21 protein-coding genes are annotated in these 24,511 nt (G+C 65.2%); 7 read left to right on the top strand and 14 right to left on the bottom strand.

Annotation, left to right across the window (positions count from 1 at the left end; genetic code table 11):
* The first annotated feature begins 56 nt into the window (after positions 1–56).
* Positions 57–632 carry a helix-turn-helix domain-containing protein gene (locus tag F1609_RS27900; RefSeq protein WP_167080198.1) on the top strand — a complete coding sequence of 192 codons (576 nt, stop codon included), beginning with the start codon at positions 57–59 and terminating at the stop codon, positions 630–632.
* Between the two features lie 18 nt (positions 633–650).
* On the opposite strand, the gene F1609_RS27895 is transcribed toward F1609_RS27900, so the two are convergent.
* Positions 651–1,724, bottom strand: a complete 1,074-nt coding sequence (locus tag F1609_RS27895; RefSeq protein WP_167080197.1) for a DUF5694 domain-containing protein — start codon at positions 1,722–1,724, stop codon at positions 651–653.
* 149 nt (positions 1,725–1,873) lie between these two features.
* Entirely contained in the window at positions 1,874–2,590 is a 717-nt protein-coding gene (locus tag F1609_RS27890; RefSeq protein WP_167080195.1) for a hypothetical protein, read from the bottom strand.
* 267 nt (positions 2,591–2,857) lie between these two features.
* Here F1609_RS27890 and F1609_RS27885 point away from each other — a divergent pair, with 267 nt between their 5' ends.
* Positions 2,858–3,184, top strand: a complete 327-nt coding sequence (locus tag F1609_RS27885; protein WP_167080194.1) for a hypothetical protein — start codon at positions 2,858–2,860, stop codon at positions 3,182–3,184.
* A gap of 48 nt (positions 3,185–3,232) precedes the next feature.
* Here the strand turns inward: F1609_RS27885 and F1609_RS27880 are convergent, their stop codons facing one another.
* Positions 3,233–5,407 carry a prolyl oligopeptidase family serine peptidase gene (locus F1609_RS27880; protein ID WP_187363155.1) on the bottom strand — a complete coding sequence of 725 codons (2,175 nt, stop codon included), beginning with the start codon at positions 5,405–5,407 and terminating at the stop codon, positions 3,233–3,235.
* A 171-nt stretch (positions 5,408–5,578) separates the two neighbouring features.
* On the opposite strand from F1609_RS27880, the gene F1609_RS27875 reads away from it, so the two are divergent.
* Both F1609_RS27875 and F1609_RS27870 read left to right on the top strand, forming a co-directional pair.
* Entirely contained in the window at positions 5,579–6,019 is a 441-nt protein-coding gene (locus tag F1609_RS27875) for a hypothetical protein (protein WP_167080192.1), read from the top strand.
* Positions 6,016–6,462, top strand: a complete 447-nt coding sequence (locus tag F1609_RS27870; RefSeq protein WP_167080190.1) for a hypothetical protein — start codon at positions 6,016–6,018, stop codon at positions 6,460–6,462. Before F1609_RS27875 ends, F1609_RS27870 begins: the two co-directional genes overlap by 4 nt.
* On the opposite strand, the gene F1609_RS27865 is transcribed toward F1609_RS27870, so the two are convergent.
* The 7 genes from F1609_RS27865 to F1609_RS27835 all read right to left on the bottom strand — a co-directional run bounded on the left by F1609_RS27865 (position 6,435) and on the right by F1609_RS27835 (position 15,671).
* Positions 6,435–8,858: a putative bifunctional diguanylate cyclase/phosphodiesterase gene (locus tag F1609_RS27865; RefSeq protein WP_167080189.1), complete on the bottom strand. Its 2,424-nt coding sequence runs from the start codon at positions 8,856–8,858 to the stop codon at positions 6,435–6,437. The genes F1609_RS27870 and F1609_RS27865 overlap by 28 nt on opposite strands.
* A gap of 4 nt (positions 8,859–8,862) precedes the next feature.
* Positions 8,863–9,489 carry a methylamine utilization protein gene (locus F1609_RS27860; protein WP_167080187.1) on the bottom strand — a complete coding sequence of 209 codons (627 nt, stop codon included), beginning with the start codon at positions 9,487–9,489 and terminating at the stop codon, positions 8,863–8,865.
* A gap of 184 nt (positions 9,490–9,673) precedes the next feature.
* Positions 9,674–11,062: a tetratricopeptide repeat protein gene (locus tag F1609_RS35280; RefSeq protein WP_167080186.1), complete on the bottom strand. Its 1,389-nt coding sequence runs from the start codon at positions 11,060–11,062 to the stop codon at positions 9,674–9,676.
* A 232-nt stretch (positions 11,063–11,294) separates the two neighbouring features.
* Positions 11,295–13,301, bottom strand: a complete 2,007-nt coding sequence (locus tag F1609_RS27850; protein ID WP_167080184.1) for a TonB-dependent receptor — start codon at positions 13,299–13,301, stop codon at positions 11,295–11,297.
* A gap of 103 nt (positions 13,302–13,404) precedes the next feature.
* Complete coding sequence (locus F1609_RS27845) at positions 13,405–13,734, bottom strand: hypothetical protein (protein WP_167080183.1); 330 nt, start codon at positions 13,732–13,734, stop codon at positions 13,405–13,407.
* 21 nt (positions 13,735–13,755) lie between these two features.
* A complete protein-coding gene (locus tag F1609_RS27840) occupies positions 13,756–14,409 on the bottom strand; it encodes a 3'-5' exonuclease (RefSeq protein WP_167080181.1) in 654 nt (217 codons plus the stop codon).
* Positions 14,410–14,420: 11 nt separating this feature from the next.
* Positions 14,421–15,671 carry an Hsp70 family protein gene (locus F1609_RS27835; RefSeq protein ID WP_167080180.1) on the bottom strand — a complete coding sequence of 417 codons (1,251 nt, stop codon included), beginning with the start codon at positions 15,669–15,671 and terminating at the stop codon, positions 14,421–14,423.
* Positions 15,672–15,868: 197 nt separating this feature from the next.
* Between F1609_RS27835 and F1609_RS27830 the strand changes: the two genes are divergently transcribed.
* From F1609_RS27830 to F1609_RS27820, 3 genes are all read left to right on the top strand, one after another.
* The gene (locus F1609_RS27830; RefSeq protein ID WP_167080179.1) at positions 15,869–16,939 is read left to right on the top strand and encodes a LacI family DNA-binding transcriptional regulator; all 1,071 of its coding nucleotides are present in this window, start codon (positions 15,869–15,871) and stop codon (positions 16,937–16,939) included.
* 169 nt (positions 16,940–17,108) lie between these two features.
* Positions 17,109–18,704 carry a cytochrome c oxidase subunit I gene (gene ctaD / locus F1609_RS27825; protein ID WP_167080177.1) on the top strand — a complete coding sequence of 532 codons (1,596 nt, stop codon included), beginning with the start codon at positions 17,109–17,111 and terminating at the stop codon, positions 18,702–18,704.
* 43 nt (positions 18,705–18,747) lie between these two features.
* Positions 18,748–19,197 (top strand): DUF2244 domain-containing protein, encoded by a 450-nt coding sequence (locus tag F1609_RS27820; protein WP_167080175.1) that lies wholly within the window; start codon positions 18,748–18,750, stop codon positions 19,195–19,197.
* A gap of 92 nt (positions 19,198–19,289) precedes the next feature.
* On the opposite strand, the gene F1609_RS27815 is transcribed toward F1609_RS27820, so the two are convergent.
* From F1609_RS27815 to F1609_RS27800, 4 genes are all read right to left on the bottom strand, one after another.
* Positions 19,290–21,365: a methyl-accepting chemotaxis protein gene (locus F1609_RS27815; protein ID WP_187363154.1), complete on the bottom strand. Its 2,076-nt coding sequence runs from the start codon at positions 21,363–21,365 to the stop codon at positions 19,290–19,292.
* Positions 21,366–21,397: 32 nt separating this feature from the next.
* Positions 21,398–22,216, bottom strand: a complete 819-nt coding sequence (locus F1609_RS27810) for a TorF family putative porin (protein ID WP_167080171.1) — start codon at positions 22,214–22,216, stop codon at positions 21,398–21,400.
* Between the two features lie 349 nt (positions 22,217–22,565).
* The gene (locus F1609_RS27805; RefSeq protein ID WP_167080169.1) at positions 22,566–23,486 is read right to left on the bottom strand and encodes an alpha/beta hydrolase; all 921 of its coding nucleotides are present in this window, start codon (positions 23,484–23,486) and stop codon (positions 22,566–22,568) included.
* Positions 23,487–23,595: 109 nt separating this feature from the next.
* Positions 23,596–24,282, bottom strand: coding sequence for a hypothetical protein (locus F1609_RS27800; RefSeq protein ID WP_167080167.1), 687 nt, complete (start codon positions 24,280–24,282; stop codon positions 23,596–23,598).
* Positions 24,283–24,511: the final 229 nt, after the last annotated feature.

The raw sequence follows: 24,511 nt of genomic DNA, 5'->3' as shown, positions 1-24,511 counted from the left end.
CGGCTTACTTATATTTATGTAAATTTTCTTTGTGTGTCCAGATTGCCGAAAACCTGATGAAACCACCTGTATCGACCAATTCTCCACCTGAAGTAGGCGCAACCTTGCAACGTTTGCGGCTGGCGCGCGGCCTGACCCTGGAGGACTTGTCGCGCATCGCCGGCGTCTCCAAATCGATGTTATCGCAAATCGAAAGGGAGAAGGCAAACCCCACGATCGCGATCACGTGGCGCCTGTCCAACGCCTTGGGTGTCGGCATCGGCGAGTTGCTGTCGGCCGACCCGCGCCCGGTGGAAACCATCCGCGTGGTGGACGCCCACGAAACCCCGACCCTGCACGGCGCGCATGCCGGCTACGTGCTGCGCATCCTGGGGCCGATGGATCTTGCTGGAAAGTATGAGTGGTATGAACTGACGCTGGCGCCGGGTGGCGAGCTGGCGTCGCAGGCGCACGATCCGGGCACCAGCGAGCACATGACAGTGCTGCACGGCACCATGGAACTGGAAGTGGGCAGCGACAAGAAGAAAATCAAGCTGGGCGGCACGGCGCGCTATCCGGCCGACCAGAACCATGTGATCCGCAATGCCGGCAAGACCGAGGCGAAAGCCGTGCTGGTGGTGGTGCACCGCTAGACCGGCCGGGCGCCCGGCTTATTTCAGCAGTGCGTCGGTGGCGACGATGCGCACGTCGTGCATCTGGTCGAGGTAGGCCTCCAGATAGGCCTTGTGGGCCGCGCCGACGACCACCAGCACGCGCATGCCGGGACGCGCGCCCATCACATCGCGGATGTTGGACGCCATGCGCAGGTTGCGCGTCTCCCAATAGGCAACATAGCCTCGCCCGAAACGCTGCGGCGAAGGTTCTTCGAGCGCCGCACCGAAGTCGCTGCGGAAGGTCTCATCGGCTGCGCCGGGGGCGTTGTATGCGCGATACATGGCCAGCACGCCGGCCGGCGTACCGAGCCGGCTTTCCAGCGTCTTGGCCCGCTGCATGCGCGCCGCCGTGTAGCGGTTGTCCCAGGCCTTCGAGATGGCGGCGCCGGCGGCTTTCGGATCGGCGTCGGGCGAATCGGCCGTGTGGTCGTCCATCGGATACACCCGCTCGTGCCCGAGGCGGGCCGCCAGCACGGCCGCGATGCGGTAGTGCTCGTCGGGCCGCTGCATCAGGTCAGCCAGCACCGTCACCAGATTCTCGTCCAGGCCGTCGCCGGCGCGCCGCTCTTCAACGGGCAAACGCAGCCATTGCACCAGCGCCGACGCCCGTTCGCCGCCCGCCAGGAACAGCGACGCCAGCTCGCGGCGCTGTGCCGCACCTGGCGCGGCTGGCCAGGCGGCCAGCAGGCGCTCGGCCTGCACTGTCGCCTGCGGCACATCCAGGCCGGTGGCCGTCCTGGCCGCCGCCGGATCCCAACAATACGACTTGATCGCATCGGCGTAACGCTGCGCAAAGCTGCGCATGAACCCGCACTGCGGTCCGGACAGCGCCTCGATGGCGATCGCCTGCGGCCGCCACTGCGCCAGGCGCCCGGTCAGCAGACTGAGCGTGGCCGGATCGAACGATGCCGGCAGCTGGCGCAGGTGCGGCGAACCGAGCACCATCAGCTCGTTCGGCTGGCCGCGTTGCAGCTTGTGGGCCGATGGCGCGAACCGCAGCGTCGCTTCGGCGGCGGATGCCTGCACCTGAACGACAGCGGCAACAGAGATGATGGCGAGCAGGCGGTGCATAAGGTTCCTCAGCGCGATTCGGTGGCCCTGCCCGGCCGGGTCAGGTTCGGGCAGCGTATTCCTGAAGCGATGCTGGCGGAACCGGCTTGCGACACAGCGCAGCATCGCTTGCATGAAATGCACGTGGCCGGGACGGACTGCGACTGCGCTCAGCGCATCCTGGCGATCATGCGGGCCAGCACCAGCGCGGCCAGCGTGGCAAACACGTGCTTGAGCGTGTGTCCGCTGATGGCGTGGATCGCGCCCAGAATAGCACCGTCGGCCAGTTCGCACAGCTTGGCCATCACATACAGGCCGATCGCGATGCCCAAGGCGCGCCGCTGCGCCAGCGCTGCACCGCTCTGCCATTGCAGCACCGGGATCAGCACCAGCGGCGCCAGTTGCAGCAGCAGGTAGGGGCCGAGGTTGCCGGTGGCGTACCACCAGAAGACGCTGGCCACGCCCAGCGCGCACAGGGCGGCCAGGGTCGGCAATGGCGCGAAGCGCGCGGGGCAGGCGTCGTGCAGGCTTGCCGCCAGCAGCGACACGCAGGCCAGCGCGATCGGCAGCCGGTCCCAGATCAGGCGCGTGTCGTCCGGCGCCAGGTGGTACCAGGACGAGCCGAAGGCGGTCATCAGGATCGCGACGAAAAACATGAGGTGGGCCGGGCGCGATGGCCGCACGTGCAGCAGGCCGTACAGGCCGATGAGCAGGAAGCCGAGGTTCGACAGCACATCGGCCGCGTTGGCCAGGCCGGACATGGCGCGGCCGTCGGCGAACACGTGGTAACCGTCCGGTTGCAGGATGGGGCCGGCCAGCAGCATGGCGCCGGTCAGGATGGCGGCGAGGTACAGGGCGACGTTGGGTCGGGCGCGGGTGAGCTGCATGACGGTCCTTGACGGTGGAAAGGACCTCACTCTGACGTGCGCGGCGGCAATGGCGAAAAATTTGACCAAAAGTACCGCCGGACGGGATCTTGAGTAGCGCTTGTCGATACTTTGCCGCCTCAGCCGCCCTGCGAGGGTCTTGTCTTGACCGGCATTGATCCAGCGTAAAGGCGACGCTCAGCAGGCTTGCTTTCCCTTCAAGCCGCTCTTTTTCGATCGCAAATACTGGAGTTCTGCCCACACGGGGCCGGCACCAGGAGAACCATCATGCAAGTCACACTGTTCATTTCTCCAGCAGAAAACCAGCCAGGCAATTATCTGGTGGTGGTCAACGGCGAAGGATTTTATAACTCGGTTAACAAGAAAGTCGGTGCGCGGATTCGCGGCGACGACGAGTGGTTCGATGACACGCTGTTCAGTATTGGCGGCACCGGCATCGAGCGCGTGGGCGTCGATGGCAGTTTTTCGCTGTCGAACATCGTATCCGCCGGCCAGTTGAACGAAGACTGGGGCCAGGATGAGGTGTATGCCCTGGTCAGCGTGGAAGGACTCAGCGGTTCGTTCAGGACCAATACGATCAAGCGCGATTTTTGAACAAAGCCCCCTCACCGCAAGCCGCTGGCGAGGGGGCGACATGCACCTTTACTGCGCCGCCACTTTGGCCGGCTCGTTCATGCGCAGGGCGCGGCTCAGGAAGCCCCAGCGATCGGCCACTTCCTCGATCTGCTTGGTGGTCGGCTTACCGGCGCCATGGCCGGCTTTGACGTCGATGCGGATCAGGATCGGCGCAGCACCGGCCTGCGCCGCCTGGGCGGCTGCCGCGAACTTGAAGCTGTGCGCCGGCACCACGCGGTCGTCGTGGTCGGCCGTGGTGATCATGGTCGCCGGATAGCAGGCGCCCGCCTTCAGGTTATGCAGCGGCGAGTACTTCACCAGCGCCTTGAATTCCTCGGCGTTCTCGGACGAGCCGTAATCCGAGATCCACGCCCAGCCGATGGTGAACTTATGGAAGCGCAGCATATCGAGCACGCCGACCTGCGGAATGGCCGCGCCGAACAGCTCCGGACGCTGCGTCATGGCCGCGCCGACCAGCAGGCCGCCATTGCTGCCGCCGCCGATCGCCAGTTTGGCGGGCGAGGTCACCTTGTTCGCCACCAGCCATTCGGCCGCGCCGATGAAGTCGTCGAACACGTTCTGTTTTTGCAGCTTGGTGCCGGCCGCGTGCCATGATTCGCCGTACTCGCCGCCGCCGCGCAGGTTGGCCACCACGTACACGCCGCCCATTTCCATCCACGCCAGGTTGGCCGGCGAGAAGCCGGGCGTGAGCGACACATTAAAGCCGCCGTAGCCGTACAGGTAGGTCGGATTGCTGCCGTCGAGCTTGAGGCCCTTTTTGGAGACGATGAACATCGGTACCTTGGTGCCATCGCGGCTGGTGTAGAACTGCTGGCGCGTCTCGTAAGCGTTCGGGTCGAAGTCCACGGTCGGCTTGCGGAACACCGTGCTCGCGCCGGTTTTCATGTCCAGGCGGTAGATGGTGGTCGGGTTGGTGAAGCCTGTGAACGAGTAGAAGGTCTCGCTGTCGCCAGACTTGCCATTAAAGCCCGACGCCGAGCCGATGCCCGGCAGCGCGATCTCGCGTACCAGTTTGCCCTTGCGGTCGACGATCTTGACCATGCTGCGCGCATCGGCCAGGTACTGGACGATGAACTGCTTGTTGACCATCGACGCGCCCACCAGGGTTTGCGCCGTTTCGGGCACGATCTCTTTCCAGTTCTTCTCGGCCGGCTTGCGGGTGTCGATGGCGACCAGGCGCGAACGGGTGGCCTTCTTGTCGGTACTGAAGTAGAACACCGGGCCGTCGTTGTCGATGAAGTTGTAGGACGCCTCGAACTGGTCGATCAGCGGCACGACCTTGGAACCCTGCTTGGTCAGGTCTTTATAGAAGATGCGGTACTTCGGCGCGGTGCCCTTGGTGGCGGTGATGATCAGGTATTTGCCATCGTTGCTCACTTCGCCGCCGAAGCCCCATTCCTTTTCATCCGGGCGGTCGTAGACCAGCGTGTCTTCGCTCTGCGGCGTGCCGACCTTGTGGAAGTACAGTTTCTGGAAGTAGTTGATGCCGGCCAGCTTGGCCGCTTCTTCCGGCGCATCGTAGCGGCTGTAGAAGAAGCCCTTGCCATCGCGGGTCCACGACGCACCCGAGAACTTGACCCATTTCAGGTGGTCGTCCAGGTCCTTGCCGGTGTCGATGTCGCGCACTTTCCACTCGTTCCAGTCCGAGCCCGATGCGGCGGTGCCGTAGGCGAGGTATTTGCCATCCGGGCTGACGGCGGTGCCGGCCAGCGCCACGGTGCCGTCGGCGGCCAGGGTGTTCGGGTCGAGCAGCAGACGCGGTTCGTCGCTCAGCGACTTCATGGTGTAGAGCACCGACTGGTTCTGCAAGCCGTTGTTGCGGCTGTAGAAATAGCGCCCGCTTTCCTTGTACGGCACGCTGTAGCGTTCGTAGTTCCAGAGCTTGGTCAGGCGTTCCTTGATGGCGCTGCGCTCGCCGATCTGGCCCAGGTAGGCTTGGGTCACCTTGTTCTGGGCGTCGACCCACTCCTTGGTCTCGGCGCTGTTGGCGTCTTCGAGCCAGCGGTAAGGGTCGGCGATGCTGGTGCCGTGGTACACATCCTGCTGTTCGACTTTTTTCGTGACCGGATAGGTCGTCGGCGTTCCGCCGGGCAGGCAGGTCTGGGTCTGGACCTGGGCCAGGGCTTGTCCGCCGAATGCGGCGAGCAGGCTGGCGACGAGGACTGCATGTCTGATTTGCATGGTTCTGTCTCTTGGTAATATGGGCAACTTTGCCGGGAAAGATCATAGCGCGAAATGCGGGCGCTGGCGATGGCGGGCGGGCAGAAAACCGGGTATCGCCTTTTTGAACTGGCCCGGTGCATCGGTTAGAATGAGGCCGCAGCCCGCCGCAACAATACCGTCCGAGCCACCATGACCAACACAACCCTGCGCGCTGCCCGGCGCTTCGTCCTCGACAACTATGTCATGCACTGCGCGCTCGCCTTCGTCGCCTGCCTGCTGACCTGGTATACAGTGACGTATTTCGACACCGCGCACCACGCGCCTGACGTGAGGTCCGAGCCGATCTGGTCGCTCGCGATGCGCGCCGTCGAAGTTCAACTCGCCGAGCCCTTTTACTACATCTTTCTCATTCCGGTTTTTACGGTCGCGTTGTTCTTGTGGAGCCGCGTCTCCAGGCTGGTTTATCTGGCATTGACGATATTGGTGCTCCTCGCCCTTTTGTTCGGCGGCGCCGACGACCACAACGTCAGTATCGCCGTGTTGGGTCACAATATGGTGGTGGGCTTCATCGCCGCCATTCATTTTGTCATTGCTGGCACCTTGCGCTTGTGGCGGCGCCGCGAACCATGAAAACCATGCACCTTGGCGGCACCGCCCTGCACTGCGTACTGGCTTTTGCCGGCTGCTTGCTGACCTGGTGGACGGTGACGTATCTCGCGGTCGAGTCGCACTGGGCCGGCGCGCCGCACGAGGCCTTGTGGCGGCTCACCCTGCGCAGCCTTGAAGGGCAGCTGTCGAACCGCTTCAATGCCTATTTCTTCGTGCCCGTGTTTGCCGTGGCGGCGTTCTGGTGGTGCCGTGTGGTGCGCCTGTTTTACCTGGCGGCGGCCTGGCTGCTGCTGGCCCTTGCACTACTCGACGACGGCAAGTACGCCCATCCGGGTACCGGCATCTTTCTGTGGAACCTGGCGCTGGCTTTCATCGCCGTCATTCATTTTTTCTTCCATGGCGCGCTGCACCTGTGGGAGCGGCGCAGCAGTCCGGCTCAGGTCGAGCCAACCGACTCGGTGTAGGGCAGCGCCGATTTGGCGGGCGGAGTCCAGCCGGCGATCCAGCCAACCAGCTTGTCGGCGGCGATCGGCCGGCTCATGAAATAGCCCTGGCCCTGGTCGCAGCCCAGCGCGGCCAGCAGGCGCCACACCGCTTCGCTCTCGATCCCTTCGGCCACCACCCGCAAGCCCATATTGTGACCGAGGTCGATGGTCGAGCGCACGATCTTGGTGTCGCCGATGTCGTTTTCCATGTTCAGCACGAAGGACTTGTCGATCTTGAGCTCATCGACCGGCAGCCGCTTGAGGTAGGCCAGCGAGGAATAGCCGGTGCCGAAATCGTCGATCGACAAATCGACGCCCATGGCGTGCAGGCGTTCCAGCGTCTGCTGGGCGCGCACCGGGTCGTCCATGATGGCGCTCTCGGTGATCTCGAGGCAGAACGCGCCGGCATCGAGCTGGTGGCGCGTGAGGATCTCCTTGAACTTGGCCGGCAGGTCCTGGTCGAGCAGGTCGCGGGTGGACAGGTTGACCGAGATTTTCAAGTAGATGCCCTGCCGTTGCAGTTCACTGCACAGCGCGGCCGACTGGTCCAGCACCCAGCGCGTGAGCACGCGGATAAAGCCGGTCTGCTCGGCGAACGGGATGAATTCGTCCGGGAACACGTTGCCGCGTACGGGATGGACCCAGCGCACCAGCGACTCGACCCCCACCACTTCGCCGGTGTCGAGCCGGATCTTGGGCTGCACGTGCAGGCGGAATTCGTCGCGCTCGATGGCGTTGCGCAGTTCCGTGAGCAGGCTCAGGCTCTTGGCGCTGGACTTGTCCATCGCCGCGTCGTAGGCCACCGCGCCGTCGTTGCGCTGCTTGGCCGCGTACATCGCCACTTCGGCCATCGACAGCAGCGACTCGGAATCGGCGCCATTGATCGGATACGCCGCCATGCCGAGGCCGGCGCCGATGTCGACGGTCTGGTCTTCCAGCGAGAGCGGCGCTTCGAGCGCGCGCAGGATGGCGGCGGCCACCTTGTGCGCATGGTCGATCGAGGACGCCGGCAGCAGCACCACGAATTCGTCGCCACCCAGGCGCGCCAGCTGGGCCTGGGGATGCTCGTTCGGCTGCAACCCGGCCAGCAGCGCGCGCAGCCGTTCGGCCACTTTTTGCAGCAGGACGTCGCCGAACGCGTGGCCCATGACGTCGTTGACGTGCTTGAAGCGGTCCAGGTCCATCATCAGCACGAACACCACCTGCTCGCGCTGGCGCGCCTCGTTCAGGGCGTCGCCCAGCAGGCGCACGAACTGGGCGCGGTTGGGCAGGTCGGTGAGCGAATCCCAGTATGCGAGGCGGCCGATTTCGTGCTCGCGTTTGGCGATCGAGTCGCGCATGCCGGCAAAGGCCTTGGCCAGCGCCCCGATTTCATCGGTGCGTTCGACGTCGATCTGGCCATCGTAGTCGCCGCGCTCCATGCGGTGCGCGGTGCCGGCCAGGTGGCGCAGCGGCTGCGCGATGCGCATCGCGGTAATCACCGCCGCGCCGCACGCGACCAGGGTGGCGACGATGGTGAGGATCATCAGGGTGCGCTGCAGGCGCGTGTATTCGGCGGTGGCGTCGTCGATCGAGCGCGCCAGCAGCACGTCGGCGTGGCGTCCGCCTTCGAGGCCGAGCGGCAGCAGGCGCGCGCTGTAGCGGATGCCGCCGACATCCAGGTCGAACGGGCGCGCCTGGTTCTCGGGCAGCGCTTGCAGCGCGCGCGTAATGCCGGCCATGGCCAGCGGCGGCAGGGTCGATTCGAACGGCGTGAAGGGCCCGTCCTGCTGGCGCGTGAAGATCGCTACGTCGAGCTGCGACAGTTCGCGCATGTCGAGCACCAGCTGGCGGTCGAGCGCAAAGCCCATCACCACCCAGGCGATCGTGATCGGCGCCTTGACCGGCATGACCACCACCTGCACCGGGCGCTGGTCGACAATGGCCACCGCGCTGGCGCCGTCGTGCTGTTCGGCGCGGTCCAACAGGCCGAGGACCAGCGTTTCCAGCGAGCCGTTCTTGACGATCCCGGTTTCGACCGTGACCCGGCGTTCGCCGTCGATCAGCATGGTCATGTCGGCGCGCGCGCGCCGTCCGCTGTTGGCCAGCGCCGAGGCCACGGTGGCGCGGTCGTCCTCGTCGCCATTGCCGATGGCCTGCACGAAAGCGGTGTCGCGCGCCAGCACCTGGGCCGAGAAGCGCTGCTTCTGGGCGTTTTGCTCCATCAGCTTGCGGAAGACTTTTTCGCCGTTGATCAGTTCGGTGGCGATGCTGGAGCGGGCGTTGATGTTAATGCCATGCTCGATCACGAACAGGCCGATCGCCTGCACGGCCACGATCAGCACCAGGAACAGGCCGACGATGCGCCCTTCAAGACTGTTGAAACGCAACTTCATGCGGTCAAGGCGCAGCGGCGTCGGCTGCCGGCGCTTTCAGCGCCAGTTTGACGCTGGCCGCGGTGGCGCCCTCGGCCTTGACCGCCAGGCTCTGCTCGGCGGCGGCGCCGGCCATATTGAAATGCCAGCTCGACAGCGTGTATTTACCGGCCGCCGGCAGCTCGATGCGGGCCACGCCGGCGGCGTCGGTCTTGGCGAAGAACGGGGTCTCGACCACCCTGATGTAGGCCACCATGCCATCGTGGATATTGCAGCCCAGCACAACCGTGCCGGCCTTGTCGAACACCTGTGGCGCGGCCGCCACGCCGGAATACAGTTTCTGGTCGAATTTCTTGGCTGGCGAGAAGGAATAGATGTGGTGCTTGACCTTGTCGAAGTTCGGGAACGAGATCTTGCTGCCGGTCTGGATCACGCTCACCAGCGGCAGGAACTTGAGGCCGCGCTGTTCGATCTCGGCCGCTTTCAGGGTTTGCGGCACGGCCGCGCTGCCGTCCGGCGCGGCGCTCACGACCACGTCGGCCAGCGGCTTGCCGCTGTTGTCGGTGACCTGCACCGCGATGGCGGCGGCGCCGGCGGCACTGCTGGCCAGCGACAATGCGGCCAGGGTGATCGAACAGAATAAGGCGTTCATGGGCGCGATTCCAGGGTGGACGATAATCCCGCCCGGTGGGCGAGGCAGGTGCGGCCTGTTGGCTGACCTATTGTAGCGTCTGGAAGAAAGTTCCGAACAGAACTTTCAAACGAGTTGGCGCGCCTGGGAACGACATGCCTGCGGCGCGGTGGTGCGGCGTTAATAAAATGAACAGACGCGCCGGCTAGTGCATGACGCCCGGCCCCTTGCCGGACCCGGCGGCGTGGGCCATGCGCCACTGCTGCGACTGGTCCACCGCCGCGCCGATCTGGGCGGGGGTCAGGCGGCGCGCCACGATGCTCTTGTTGGCGTTGGCCGTCTCGTCGCCGGCCTCGGCCGCCAGCAGCATCCACATGTAGGAGCGCACGGCGTCGCGTTCGACCCCGCGCCCGCTGTTGTACATGCCGCCCAGGTTGTACTGGGCCAGCGCATGGCCCTGCTCGGCCGCCTGGCGGTACCAGCAGACGGCCATGGCGTCGTCTTGCGGCACGCCCTGGCCGTTGGCGTACATCACGCCCAGGTTGTTCTGGGCGCTGGCCTCGCCCTGCTCGGCGGCGCTGCGGTACCAGTGCACGGCCTGGACATCGTCGCGCGGCACGCCCTGGCCGCTGGCGTAGATGACCCCCAGGTTGAACTGGGCGATGGCCGCGCCCTGCTCGGCCGCGCGGCGGTACCATTCGAGGGCGCGGACTTCGTCGCGCGGGGTGCCGCGTCCGTTCGCGTACATGCTGCCCAGGTTGTACTGGGCCAGTACATGGCGCTGCTCGGCCGCGCGCGCATACCACTGCAGCGCGCGCGCCTCGTCGCGCTCGATGCCCTGGCCGTTGGCCAGCATCACGCCCAGGCTGAACTGGGCATCCTTGTCGCCCTGCTCGGCGGCGCGCTGCAGCCAGGCCACCGCGCGCAAGGGATCGGCGCGCACGCCCAGCCCATCGGCGTAGGCCACGCCCAGCTGGCGCTGGGCCATGGCGTTGCCTTGCGCGGCGGCCTGGCGGAACCAGCACAGCGCCTGTTCGTCGTCGCTCTCGACGCCCTGGCCGTGCTTGTACATCAATCCCAGGTTGAGCTGGGCCGTGGAATCGCCCTGCATGGCCGCCTTGCGGAACCAGGCCATGGCCAGCGGATAATTGACCGGCGCGCCCTGCCCCGCCAGATAGCATTCGGCCAGCAGGGTCTGGGCGCTGGCCACGCCCTGTTCGGCGGCGCGGCAGAACCAGGTCATGGCCTGCTCGTTGCACGGCCCCACGCCGCGCCCCTTGCGGAACATCAGGCCCAGGTTTTGCTGGGCCGAAGCGTCGCCCTGCTCGGCGGCCTGGCGGAACCAGGCGGCCGCTTCGGTATGGTTCTCGGGAACCCCGCGCCCGTGGTAGTACATGGAGCCAAGGTGGTTCTGGGCGAACGCCAGTCCCTGCTGGGCAGCCTTGCGCAGCCAGCCGACCGCGCGCCCGTATTCGCCATCTTTCTTGTACATCAGCCCCAGGTTGAACTGGGCGTACGCATCGCCGCGTTCCGCAGCCTGGCGGAACCACATGTAGGTTTGATAGTTCTCGCGAATAGTATTCTGGCGGTCCATGCTTCATCCTTCGGCGCCAAGGCCGTTGAAACTACAGAAATATTGGGCTGCAACAGGCAACAAGCGACCTGAGAAGTATTGCTAAAATTTTAATAGAACAAGAGTGCCGGAGTTTGACTGGGCACAAGCGTCATAGCAGGTTGTCACGTTAAGGGGGCATGAAAAAAACCCGCTGAGATCGCTCTCAGCGGGGTTTGGTTTCGGCCTGAAACAAATTTATGCTTGCGCTTGCTTAAAACTTGGTGCGAACGCCGAACAGGAAATTTCGGCCGGGCAGTGGCGAAACATCTTTAAGTACCGAGGTCGACAGGCGGATATCCTCGTTCAAAAGATTGCGCGCGATCATGAACCAGGTCAGGTCAAACGAGCCCATGCGCTGAGTGTAGGCCACGTTGGCGCTGACCTGGGTGTAAGCCGGGGTTGCGTTCTGCTCGAAACTGGCGAGCCGGTCCTGGGTTTGGGCGCGCACCACCGACAGGCCGGCGCGCAGCGGGCCGCTGCGGTAGCCGGTGTCAACGCCGATGCGGGTGGCCGGCTGCAGCGGCAGGCTGCCGCCCTGATCGAGCTTGCCGCGCGAGGTGTCGGCAAAGCCGCGCAGGGACAGGCCTTCGCCGTGCTGGTTGTAGGTCACTTCGGCTTCGGCGCCGCGGATGCTGGCGTCGGCTTGCTGGTAGATGCGCTGCAACAGCTCCTCGCCCGGATTGCCTTCTTCATCGACCAAGGTGCCGTTGATATTGCCGTAGATGAAGTCCTTGACCTTGTTCTGGAACACATTGGCCTTCCAGCGCACCAGGCCGCTGACTTTTTGCAGCGACAGCTCGATGTTGCGCGAGGTTTCCTTCTTGAAGTCGGCATTGCCGATATCAAAGGTTGCAGTGGCGTCGTGCGGACCGCCCGAGTACAGTTCTTCGGTGGCCGGGGCGCGCTGCGCCACCGACACCGTCGCGCCCATGCTGTAGCCGGGCGTGAACGGCCACTGGGCGCCGGCCGAGTAGGAACCAAGGTCGAACTTGCGCTCGACGTTGCCGAGCGGCCTGCGCTTGACCGATTCCAGGCGCGCGCCGGCGTTCACGCGCACCGGGCCAAAGTCGCGTTCCTCCACCACGAACAATGCGTTCGAGGTGGAATGGGTGACCGGCACCGTGTCCGGGCCGCCTTCGCCGCTGAGCGCGCTGAAGTGGGCGTTTTCGGTCTGCATGCCGACCGTGCCATGCCAGCCGGCCAGCGGCGCATGGGTCAGCTCGGCGCGGGTTTCGAGGGCGCGGTTGGCGAAAGTGACTTCGGCCTTGTTCTCGTCGTCGAGTTCGGCGTGCTCGTAATCGGTGTAGCCGAGCTTGAACTTGATGGTCTCGACCCCGGCGAACGGCTTGTTCAACAAGGTATCGAGATCGTAGCGCATCTGCGACTGGTCGATCTGCGAGCCTTCCAGGGTGGGGATGCCGTAGCGGTTATTCAGCGACGACACCGACACCCCGGCATGACCCCAGTCGCCGATGAGCGAGGCGCCGGCGCCCAGCGTATCCTGGCGCGTGAACGATTGCGGCAGACGGCCCGAGCTCGACGACGGGTCGTTCAGCACGCGGCTGTCGGGAATCTTATAGTCGTCCGAGCGGCGGATGTTGCCGTCGATATGCAGGCCGATGTTGCCGACCGCGCCATCGAGCGAACCGGAGGCGCTGCGGCCCTTGTCGACCGTGCCGTAGCGGGTTTCCAGCTGGCCGGCCGGCTTGTCTTCGAGCGCGGTCGGGATGCGCTCGTTGACCACGTTGACCAGGCCGCCGATGGCGCCCGAGCCGTACAGCAAGGCGGCCGGGCCGCGCAGGATTTCGATCTGGCGCGCCACCGCACCGTCGGCCGAGACCGCATGGTCGTTGGACAGGCCGGAGACGTCGGCCACGGCCATGCCGTTTTCCAGCATCTTGACGCGCGAGCCTTCCAGGCCGCGGATGATCGGACGCGAGGCGCCGGCGCCGAAGCCGGAGGCCGACACGCCCAGTTCGTTCGAGAGCGTTTCGCCCAGCGAGCCGCCGAGCTTGTCGCGCAGCTCATCGCCCGCCAGGATCTTGGTGGGCGTAAGAATCTGGTCGCCTTCGGACTTGCCGAACGGATTGGCGGTGACGATTACCTTGGGCACAACTGCATCGGCGGCGGCGCCGGCAGCAGCGCTAGCGGCTTGCGCGTTGGCATAGTTCAGGGCGGACAGGATCGCGCTGGCAAGCAGCGTACGTTGGACATTCATGCGAAAACCTCGGGCAAACAAAAGTGACAGACAGGCGCGCGCCAGCCGCGAACGGCGGGGCGACACGCAAACTAAAACGGGAACTGAAAACAGAAACTGGCTGTCAGGCCTGAGGTGGAGCGCGTGGTTCAAAGGCGCGCAGGGAGCGCGCGCGGGCCGTGCGGGGCGTGAACGGCGCCAGCGGCGTGGTGCCGGGATCGGTAAAGGCAAAACCGTGCGCATGGCTGGCCAGCGGTCCGGCCAGCTGGGCGAAGGCCAGGCACTGGTCGCAGCTCTGGTCCTGGGCCACTGCGCGCGCAAGCGCACTGCTGTCCTGGTGCGACGTTGCCTGCGGAGCCAGGCGCCAGTGCGACATCATGTGCGAGGTCGCCATCTGATGCGACATCAGCAGCAGAAGCGACAATACGATGCGTGTGAAGAGCTGGCGGGTCATGGTGCCAATATTGTAAAGCGATCAGGCGCTTTGTGGCGGATTTTCTGCCAACTGTGCCGCGTCCGCCATCTGGCGCAGCCAGGCCGGCACCTTGGCCGCGCTCAGCTTGTTCATCGACACCAGCAACTGCGGCGCCACCGAACCGAAGCCGTAGGTCTGGCCCAGATGCCGGGCGATGTGGATCAGGAGGTCGGCCGCCACTTCGGCGTCGGCCTCGGCCCTGTGGGCGGCGCTGCGGAAGCGGATCCCGAGCTGGCCCGACAACAAGCCCAGCTTGTAGCTCGACAAGCCCGGAAACACGCGGCGCGACAGCTTGAGCGAACACACCAGCCCCTGGTGTCCCGGCACCATGCCCAGCCGTTCGGCCTCGGCGTGCAGGAATTTTTCGTCGAAGCTGGCGTTGTGGGCCGACAAGGCATCGCTGCCGATGAACTCCAACAACTGCGGCAACACCCGCCCGACCGGCGGCGCGCTGTCGACCATGGCCTGGGAAATGCCGGTCAGCTCCGAAATGAAGGCCGGAATGTACGCGCCGCAATTGACCAAGGAAACAAAACGCTCGGTCACCCTGCCGTTGACGATGCGCAAGGCCGCTACTTCCGTAATGCGGTCGCCGCAGGCCGGCGACAATCCCGTGGTCTCGAAATCGAGCATGACGATCGGTTTCTCGAACACGATGCGCCGCCTTAACCGAACTTGCGCACGGCGTCGAGCGCGAGCCCGGCGCCGATGCTGCCGAACAGGTCGCCTTCGACCTTGCGCGCATTCGGCACCAGCGCGCCGATGCGTTCGCGCAGCATGCGCACGCCGCTCGATCCGCCGGTGAAGAACACGGTGTCGACCGCGTCCGGCGCCACGCCCGCATCCGTCAGCAGTTTCAGCACGGTCTGGTCGATATTGCCGACCAGGTGGCCGATGGCGTCGTCGAACTCGCTGCGTTGCAGCAGCAGGTCGACCGGCGGCGACAGGCGGTCGAGCGCGAGCGTGTAGCTGGCCGCGTCCGACAGCGCAATCTTGCCTTCTTCGACCTGCATCGCCAGCCAGTGGCCGGAACGCTCTTCGATCAGGCGCTGCAGGCGGCCCAGCTTGTCCGGCTCGCGGGCGTCGCGCGCCACGTCGGCCAGCTGCGCCGCCGCTTTCTTGGTATAGGCCAGGTTGATGGTGTGCCAGGTCGCCAGGTTGAAGAAATAGCTCGATGGAATCGCGCTATTGTTGTTCAACAGGGTCTGGTAACCGAGCAGCGGCATCACCGAGGCCAGGCTCAGGTATTTATCGAAGTCGGTGCCACCGATGTGCACGCCGCCGGTGGCCAGGATGTCGTCGCGCCGCTCGGCTTTCAGGGCCCGTTCGGGCGACAGGCGCACCAGCGAAAAGTCCGAGGTGCCGCCGCCGATGTCGGCGATCAGCACCAGTTCCTCGCGCCGGATCTGCGACTCGTAGTCGAAGGCGGCCGCGATCGGCTCGTACTGGAAGGCCACGTGCTCGAAGCCGACCGAACGCGCCACTTCAGCCAGGGTATCCTCGGCCAAGCGGTCGGCGGCAGTGCTGTCGTCGATGAAGAACACCGGACGGCCGAACACGGCCGAGGTGAACGTGCGCCCCGCCTCGCGTTCGGCACGCCGCTTGACCTCGCCGATGAAGTGCGACATCAGCATACGGAACGGCAATGCGCGGCCGCCGACCTCGGTCTGGCCGTCGATCAGGCTGGTTCCGAGCAAGCTTTTGAGCGAGCGCATCAGGCGCCCTTCATAGCCGGCAAGATAGCCTGCCAGGGCCGCGCGGCCATAGCTGACCTCCTCGTCCTCGGCGTTGAAAAACACCACCGAGGGCAAGGTTGCCTTGCCATCCTCGAGGGCGAGCAGGGACGACTGACCGGGGCGGACCCAGCCTACTGTTGAGTTTGACGTTCCGAAATCGACGCCGCAAGCATTCGCCATGGTACCCTTTAGATTAAGGGGCGGTATTATACCAGACGCTGGCGCCAGCGGGCATCCCGTTTGCAATGTCGTCGCGGCGCAACTGAAAAGCGGTGATTCTCGCACTACCACTTTTCTCAGCAGTAACGTATTGCCACATGGCAACGCGATGGGCTACACTGGGCAATCCGGTAAGGATTATTGCCCAGAAGAACTTAATGACCCACACGCCACCGCACTCCCCCAGCATCGCCGCCGTCAAGCAGCTGATCGACAGCGAAGCGCGCCGCGTCACGTCCTACGATGTGGCCAGCGCGGCCGGGGTGTCGCAATCGGCCGTGTCGCGCTGCTTCAAGCCGGGCGCCAGCGTGTCGAAAGCGACTTTTGCGCGCGTGATGCAGGCCGCCGCCGACCTCGACTACACCCCCAACGCCGCCGCCCGCAGCCTGATCACGCGCCGCTCGAACCTGATCGCGGTGGTGCTGTCGGACATCGTCACCCTGCACTATCCGCAGATCCTGTCCGAGCTGAGCCGGCAATTCGGCCAGCACGGCATGCGCGTGCTACTGTTTTCGCTGGCGCGCGAAGCCGATATCGGCGCCACCCTGGCCGACATCTGGCAGCACCAGGTCGACGGCGCGGTGCTGGCCGCCACCCTGAGCGGCGAGCAGGCGGCCGAATTCGAGCGGCGCCGGATTCCCTTCGTGCTGTTCAACCGCACCCTGCGCGAAGGCGCGGTCAACGCGGTCGTGTGCGACCAGGTGGAAGGAGCGCGCCTGCTGGTATCGCGCCTGGCCGCCGCCGGCCACAAGCGCTTCGCCATGATCGACGGCCCGCACGACTCGTCCATCGCCCAGGACCGCAAGCGCGGCGTGGCCGGGCGCCTGGCCGAACTGGGCCTGGCGGCGCCCTTGATCGTCAGCGGCGACTACGACTACGCCAGCGGCGGGCGCGGCCTGCGCGAGATCATCGCCCGCCTGGGCGGCTTGCCGGACGCGGTCATGTGCGGCAACGACATCATGGCCATCGGCTGCCTCGACACGGCGCGCCACGACCTGAAGCTGGACGTGCCGGGCCAGTTGTCGGTGACCGGCTTCGACGGCATGGCGCCGGCCGCCTGGCTCAGCTACAACCTGACCACCCTGCGCCAGCCGGTGCAGACCATGACCCTGGCGGCCAGCGCCATGCTGACCGGGCTGATCTGCTCGGGTAGCGGCTGCCCGGAGCGGCGCGTGTTTTCGGCCGCCGTGGTGGAAGGCGCCACCGCGCGGCTGGGGCCGGGCGCCTGAGCGCGCACCGTGCTGCGGGCCGGTGTGCGCGCATGCCGACGTCGTCAGCGGCAAAGAGTTCACCTCAAAATGCGGCTGCTTGACCGGCGCCAAGCACCGCATGGCGCGCAATCGTGCGCCGCGTGGGCCTGGCTATAGTCATCCGTGACATCGACGCGCGGAGAGCCTGATGAGCGTAAGCATCCTTCCCGGCCAGGGCCAGCTGGCCCATGACGAACAGCACACCCATCCGCATGGCTGGCGGCGCTGGCTGTACGCCACCAACCACAAGGATATCGGCACCCTGTACCTGTGGTTTTCGCTGGTCATGTTCATGGCCGGCGGCGTGCTGGCGTTGCTGATCCGGCTCGAACTGTTCCGCCCGGGGCTGCAATTCTTTTATCCCGAGCTGTACAACCAGTTCGTTACCGTGCACGGGCTGGTGATGGTGTTCGGCGCCATCATGCCGGCTTTTGTGGGCTTCGCCAACTGGATGATCCCGCTCCAGATCGGCGCCTCCGACATGGCGTTCGCGCGCATGAACAATTTTTCGTTCTGGCTGCTGCCGCCGGCCGGCGTGCTGCTGCTGGCCGCGTTTTTCAGCGCCGGCGGCGCCACCGCGTCGGGCTGGACCATGTATCCGCCGCTGTCGGTGCAGATGGGGCCGGGCATGGACCTGACCATCTTCGCCATCCACCTGATGGGCGCCTCCTCGATCATGGGCGCGATTAACATCATCACCACCATCCTCAACATGCGCGCGCCCGGCATGGTGCTGATGAAGATGCCGATCTTCTGCTGGACCTGGCTGATCACCGCTTACCTGCTCATCGCCGTCATGCCGGTGCTGGCCGCCGCCGTGACCATGATGCTCACCGACCGCCATTTCGGCACCAGCTTCTTCAACGCGGCCGGCGGGGGCGATCCGGTCCTGTACCAGCACATTTTCTGGTTCTTCGGCCATCCCGAGGTGTACATCATGATCCTGCCCGGCTTCGGCATCATTTCGCAGGTCATTCCTGCCTTTGCGCGCAAGAGCCTGTTCGGCTACGCCTCAATGGTGTACGCCACCGCCTCGATCGCGATCCTCTCGTTCATCGTCTGGGCACACCACATGTTCACCACCGGCATGCCGATCACGGCCCAGCTGTTCTTCATGTACGCCACCATGCTGGTGGCGGTGCCGACCGGCGTGAAGGTGTTCAACTGGATCGCCACCATGTGGCGCGGCTCGATCACGCTGGAAACGCCGATGCTGTTCGCGATCGGCTTCATCTGGGTGTTTACCATCGGCGGGCTGTCGGGCGTGCTGCTGGCGGTGGTGCCGATCGATATCCAGGTGCATGACACCTATTACGTGGTGGCCCACTTTCACTACGTGCTGGTGGCCGGCTCGCTGTTCTGCCTGTTCGCCGGCTATTACTACTGGGTGCCCAAATGGACCGGGCACATGTACAACGAAGGGCGTGCCAAGTTTCACTTCTGGAATTCGCTGGTGTGGGTCAACGTGACCTTTTTCCCCATGCATTTCCTGGGACTGGCCGGCATGCCGCGCCGTTATGCCGACTATGCCACGCAGTTTACCGACTTTCACATGCTCACCTCGGTCGGCGCCCTGCTGTTCGGGCTGACGCAAGCTTACTGGCTGTTCGCCATCGTGCTGCCCACCGTGCGCGGCGGCGAGAAGGCGGCGGCCACGCCGTGGGATGGCGCCGAAGGGCTCGAATGGACAGTGCCCAGCCCTGCGCCCTTCCACACGTTCGAGACGCCGCCGCAGGTCAAATAGCGCATCAAGCAGCACGGCGCACAAAAACAAGCATGGCACCAACATGAACAAGGAATGGCTGTTGAAGAAGAACTGTTCGATGTCGCCGCGCCAGGTTGGCGTAGCGTACGGTTCGCTGTGCGGCTTCCTGGCCGCGCTCGCCCTGGCCTTTGCGCTGAACGGCGCTTGGTTCGTGTTTGCCTTCGTGCTGCTCGACATCGGCCTGCTGGTGGCGGCGCTGCTGCACTATGCGCGCCATGCGGGCGACTGCGAGACCGTGGCGTTCAGCGAAGGCGGCCTGATCGTGGAACGGGTCGAAGCCGGCAGGGTGGAGCGCATCCGGCTGGAAGCGTGCTGGACGCGCATCGCCATGCCCGACCGCAAGCGCAGCCTGATCGCGCTCGAATCGCGTGGCGTCAAGGTAGAGATCGGCGCTTTTATCGGAGAAGAGATGCGCCAGCAGGTGGCGCAGGAGCTGCGCCGCGAACTGCGCAGCCGGGCCTTTGTGCGCTGAGCGCGCGCCAGGCGGATTTGCCGGCGCTGCCGGCCCTGACGGGTCCGGCACAGCGGCGCACCTGCGGGCTGCGCCGCCGTGCCGCAAGACGGTCAGAACTCGTCCCACTCCTCCGTGGCCGGCTTGCTTGCAGGCTTGGCCGGCTTGCCCAGCGCCGGCCGGGCGCCGGGCCTGGCCATGGTCGACGACGGCGTCGAGCGCGCCACTGTCTGGTGCGCCGCGCTGTGGGTACGGTCGTCCAGCTTGAACACATTGACCGCCCTGGCCAGCTGCGATGCCTGGAACTGCAGGCTTTCGGCCGCAGCGGCGGCTTCTTCCACCAGCGCCGCGTTCTGCTGGGTCACGCCATCCATCTCGGCAATCGCCTGGTTGACCTGCGAAATACCCTGGCTTTGCTCGCCGGTCGCGACCGTGATCTCGGCGATGATGGCATTGACCCGGCCCACGCTGGCCACCACCTGCTCCATCGTGCTGCCCGCTTCGTCGACCTGGCGGCTGCCGATCGCCACCTTGCCCACCGAATCGTCGATCAGGGTTTTGATCTCTTTGGCGGCCGCCGCACTGCGCTGGGCCAGGTTGCGCACTTCCGACGCCACCACCGCGAAACCGCGTCCCTGCTCGCCCGCGCGCGCCGCTTCCACCGCCGCGTTCAAGGCCAGAATATTGGTCTGGAAGGCAATTCCATCGATCACGCTGATGATGTCCACGATCTTGTTGGACGACTCGTTGATCGATGTCATGGTGGCGATCACCTGCGCCACCGCCGCCCCGCTCTTGCGCGCCACCTCCGAGGCCGAGGCCGACAGCTGGTTGGCCTGCTTGGCGTTCTCGGCATTGTCGCGCACGGTCGCGGTCAGCTGTTCGATCGAGGCCGCCGTCTCTTCCAGCGAACTGGCCTGCTGTTCGGTGCGCGCCGACAAGTCGTTATTGCCGTGCGCGATTTCCGCACTCGACTGGGCGACGTTGTCGGCGCTCTCGTGCACCTGCACCAGGACCGAATGAATCTTGCTGACAAACGCGTTGAAGCCTTCGCCGATTACCGCCAGTTCATCCTTGCCGCGCACGTCCAGCCGCACCCGCAGGTCGGCCTCGCCCGAGGACAAATTGGTCATCGTCGCGCCCAGGGTGCGCAGCGGCCGGGTCAGGCGCGAGACCACCAGCACCAGGATGCCGGCAGTGGCCACGGCGCATACCAGCGCCACCACCAGGGTGTAGAGCAGCAGCTCGCGCGCCGGCGCGGTCGCCACGGCCTTGGGGAAGCTCAGCTCCACGCTCCACGGCGCAATATCGGCGTGGATCGAGAGCGGTTGCAGCAGGCGGATGTTGCCACGACCATCGTCGAATTCGTAGGCCTGTCCTTGCCTGATGCGCTCGAGCGCGGCCGCCGGCAAATCGTCGGCCGGCTTGCCCAGGCGCGCCGCGACGGGATGGCTGGCGTACAGGCCGCCATTCGAAATGAGCGACAGTTTGCCGCCCTCGATCACCTTCAGCCCGGCCAGGATGGCGGTCAGGCGCGGCAGCATGAAGTCGGCGCTGGCCGTGCCCTTGAACTTGCCATCGACCATGATCGGCGACACCAGCGAGGCCATCAGCACATCCTTGCCCGCCACCGGGTACACATACGGCTCGGTGAAATACACCTTGCCGCTGCGCTTGGGAATGTCGTACCAGTCATTCGCGCCGGCGGCAGTGCCGAACACGATCGGCTCGATATGCACCTCGTTCTTGGCGTCACGCGTGAAGTACGGCATGAACCGGCCGGTGGCATCGTAGTGCGGCGCCTTGCCGGCGAACTCGGCATCCTTGGCGTCGAGTTCGTTCGGCTCGAAGGTCACCGCCGCGCCGATCAGGTCCTCGGTCCCGAGCAGCGTTGCGCGGGTCATCTCGTTGATTTGATCGCGCTGCAAAGGCTGGTTGACGGCCTTGGTGGCGCGCATCGCCGATCCCAGGCTGATCACGCTCGACAGGTTGGTCGACAGCCGGCTCTGCAAGGCGCCGACCACCTCGCGCGAGGACGTGCGCGCCAGTTCCATGGCCGCCGCTTCCGCGCTGGCGCTGCTTTTGACGCCGATCACGACCGCCGTGACGGCCAGGCTGAGCACCACCAGCGTGGTGGCGGCGACGCAAATCTTGCTGTTCAGTGAAAGCCCTGATCCGAATGCTGTCATGGTCTTGTTATCCTCTGTGGTTGTTTCGATCATCAAAATGTCTTGGTCAGCGCCACCACGAAGGTGCCGACGGCCGGATTCGACACCGGAATGTTCCCGGACGAATCGGGAATGCCGAGCGTATACGCATCGTAGGCATTGGTGGCGCCGCGCGCCTTGGTGTACGCGCCCGACATCGACCAGCCGCCATCGAAGGCCTTGCTCACGCCCACTTTAAGGTCGCGCCAGTTCCAGATATCGTTGCCGGCGCCGTCGACCCGGCCGTCGCCCGCGTGCAGGTTGAGGGTGTAGCCGGAACCGAGGTCGACATTGGCGCCGATGTCCAGGTAGCCGGTGCCGCGCGCGTTGGTGATGCCGAAAAATTCCTTGGTGAAGGTGCTGTTGTACTTGACGTAGAAAAATTTGTAGGTCATGCCCAGCGACAGCTCGCCGTAGTCGTAGGTGGTGGCGGTGGCGCGGTATTCGGCGCCCGGGTATTTGTAGTAGTAGACTAGCGCGCTGTAGCCGATCGGCCCGGCAGTGCCGGTGTAGCCGCCGTACAGGTCGATTTCGAGCGTGCCGTCCTCGACATAGCGGTTGCTCACGGTCGACATCCAGACCCCGGCCGACCAGCCGCTCGGGTGCCCCAGGTCGAAGCCGCCTTGCAGGGCCGGCTTGCCCCAGGTCTGGCGAAAGCCGCGCGAGATGTATTGCGAAGCCAGGGTGACGTTGGCGGTCATGGTGGCAGCCGGCGCGGTAGCCGGCGCGGCGGCCGGCGCAGCGCTGTCGGCGGCCCGGGCCGATGGCTGGGCAGCGCACGCGAGCAGGCTGGCAAAAGAGAGAGCAATCCGGTGCTTGACGATAGAAGGCATCTTGAGTTTTCCGTAAGGTTACTGGACGCGCAAGGACAGCCGCACCAGGTACATCTTGAGCGAAGAGTCAGACGAGGGTCAGGTCAAACGTGCGGCAAACTCTGCCGGCGAGGTTGGGGCCGGCAGCGGCACCCGGTCATGCTGGGCTTGAAACAGGTGGACGCGCATCCATACGCGAGCCCATGCACCAAGGATAGGCGCGCGAGCGCGGCGATGTCAAACGTGTTGCACCAGGAAAATGAAATCCGTTGTATAACGGAGAGGATTGGTGAGAATTTTCGCAGGAAAAAAGGCGCGCGCATGCCGTCCCCGCGTGTAACGGGTGACAGACGCGCGCCACCGGTCGCGCTTACTGGGCGACGCCGGGCGCCCTGGCCGCGGCCGGCGCGGCGCTCCTGGCCGCCGACCCCACGCCACCGGCCGGCCCGTACACCGTTTCCAGCGCCACCGCTTCGCTGGCCCGGTAAATCGTATCGTGACGCTCGTTCGGCATCGGCTTGAAGCTCAGGCTCACGCCGGCCGGCGCATGGGCCAGCAGCGATGCCGCCAGGCGCGCCGTGCCGGGGACGATATTGTCTTCATCGGCCGAGGTCAGGAAAATCTTCTTTGGGCGGGCCGGCAGCGCCTTGATGCTGGCGTCGGCCGCGCGCACCAGCGCTTCATCGTTCCACCACAGGCTGGGGCTGATCGCCACGTAGCGGTCGAACAGGTCCGGCTCGACCAGCAAGGTTTCCACGATGAACAGGCCGGCCAGCGATTCGCCCACGATTCCTTTATCCGCCGTCACCCGGTAGTGCGCGCCGATGTACGGCATCAGCTCGGTGCGGATGAACTGGCGGAACGCCGCCGAGCCACCCACGCGCGCGGCGATCTTCTTGTCGCTCTCGACCGTGGTGGGGCCGGTCAGGTCGCGCCGGCGTTCGGCGTTTTCGATTCCCACCAGTAGCACGGGCGGCATGCGCCCGGCCGCCACCAGCGCCTGCACCGTCTGTGCGACGTGCGGGAAGTCTTCGGCCTGGCCGCCGTCCGGCATGTACAGCACCGGCAGCGCGGCAGACTCCTTGCCGCCGTGTCCGGCTGGCGCGAACACATTGATGCGCCGGGTTTCGGACAGCACGGCCGATGTCAGCAAGAAGGTGTCGGACTTGACCGCCTGGGTGGCGGTCTCGGCGGAAGGTGCGGAAGGTGCGGCAGGCGGGCTGGCCGGCGCTTGCGCCAGTGACTGGACGGCGGCGCAGCACATGGTCAGGCAAAACAAGACTTTTTTCATAAGAAATCCATGAACGGAAGAGCGCTAGTCTGCCACTAAAACGTTGTCTATACAACACCTTGGGCCCACCCGCCCCGGACCACCAGTGCGGCGGCAATCGGGCAGCAGCTCAGATCTGCGGCTTGACGCCATTTTTGCGCTCGCGCTCGCGCTGCGCGTTGCGTAGCACTTCCGTGCGCCAGATGGCATCGTAGGCCGTCTTGACGTTGATGATCCTCAACGTGAACTGCTCAACCAGGCCGTCTTCGACAAAAAAGTCGGAGAGCACAATGCGCGTGCCGCATCCGCCGGGAAAGGTGCTCGGCGCGCTGAGGTATCCGTCTGTCATCGGCGAACGGTGGAAACGGATGCCGTTGCACGGGCTGTCCCAGAGCGACGCGCTGACCGGTTTGCCGCCGCTGTCGGTATCCCAGGCATAGATGCGGGAGGCCGAGCGTCCGCCGTCGACGCGCTTGGCGGGCTCGCCGAACTTTTTCGTCAGCGACTCGAGCAGCGCCTCCATGCTCACCCGCGAACCGGGAAGCATGCGCTGATAACGCGCGACGTACCAGACCTGGCCAGCGGCATCTTGCAGTACCGCGAACTCGTCGACGGCGTCTTGCCAGCTGCCGGTCTCCCCGCTGCGGCTCATCGCCGCCAGCCCCTTCAGCTTGCCCGCATCGTCTTTGAGCGGCTTTATCGCGTACGCCTTGTTGGCGCGCTTGATGGCGATGCTCGCTTCGGACAGCGTGCTGCCGAGCCGCACGCCGGAAATATCCTGTGCCAGTGCCGGGCGGGACAGCACCAGCGATACCATGCATACTGCGGCGCAACGCAAGATCATCGAATTGTTTCCTTTATCAGTGGCAGAACAGTGGCATTCTATCGCGCCGCAAGCTGACCGGGCAGGCTAAAAGGAACTATTCGACAGTCCATTCTTGCTGATAAACTGCAAGCCGCGCAACGGCCGCTCCACGCTCCCCCTTCAACGACCATGACAACATCACGACTTACCCGGCCTGCATTGGCAGCTACTTGTGTTCTGG

This window comes from Massilia aquatica (genome assembly GCF_011682045.1).
Lineage (GTDB): Bacteria > Pseudomonadota > Gammaproteobacteria > Burkholderiales > Burkholderiaceae_D > Telluria_A > Telluria_A aquatica.
The sequence above is the reverse complement of the archived record's forward strand: the minus strand, read 5'-3'. Positions and strand labels throughout refer to the sequence as shown.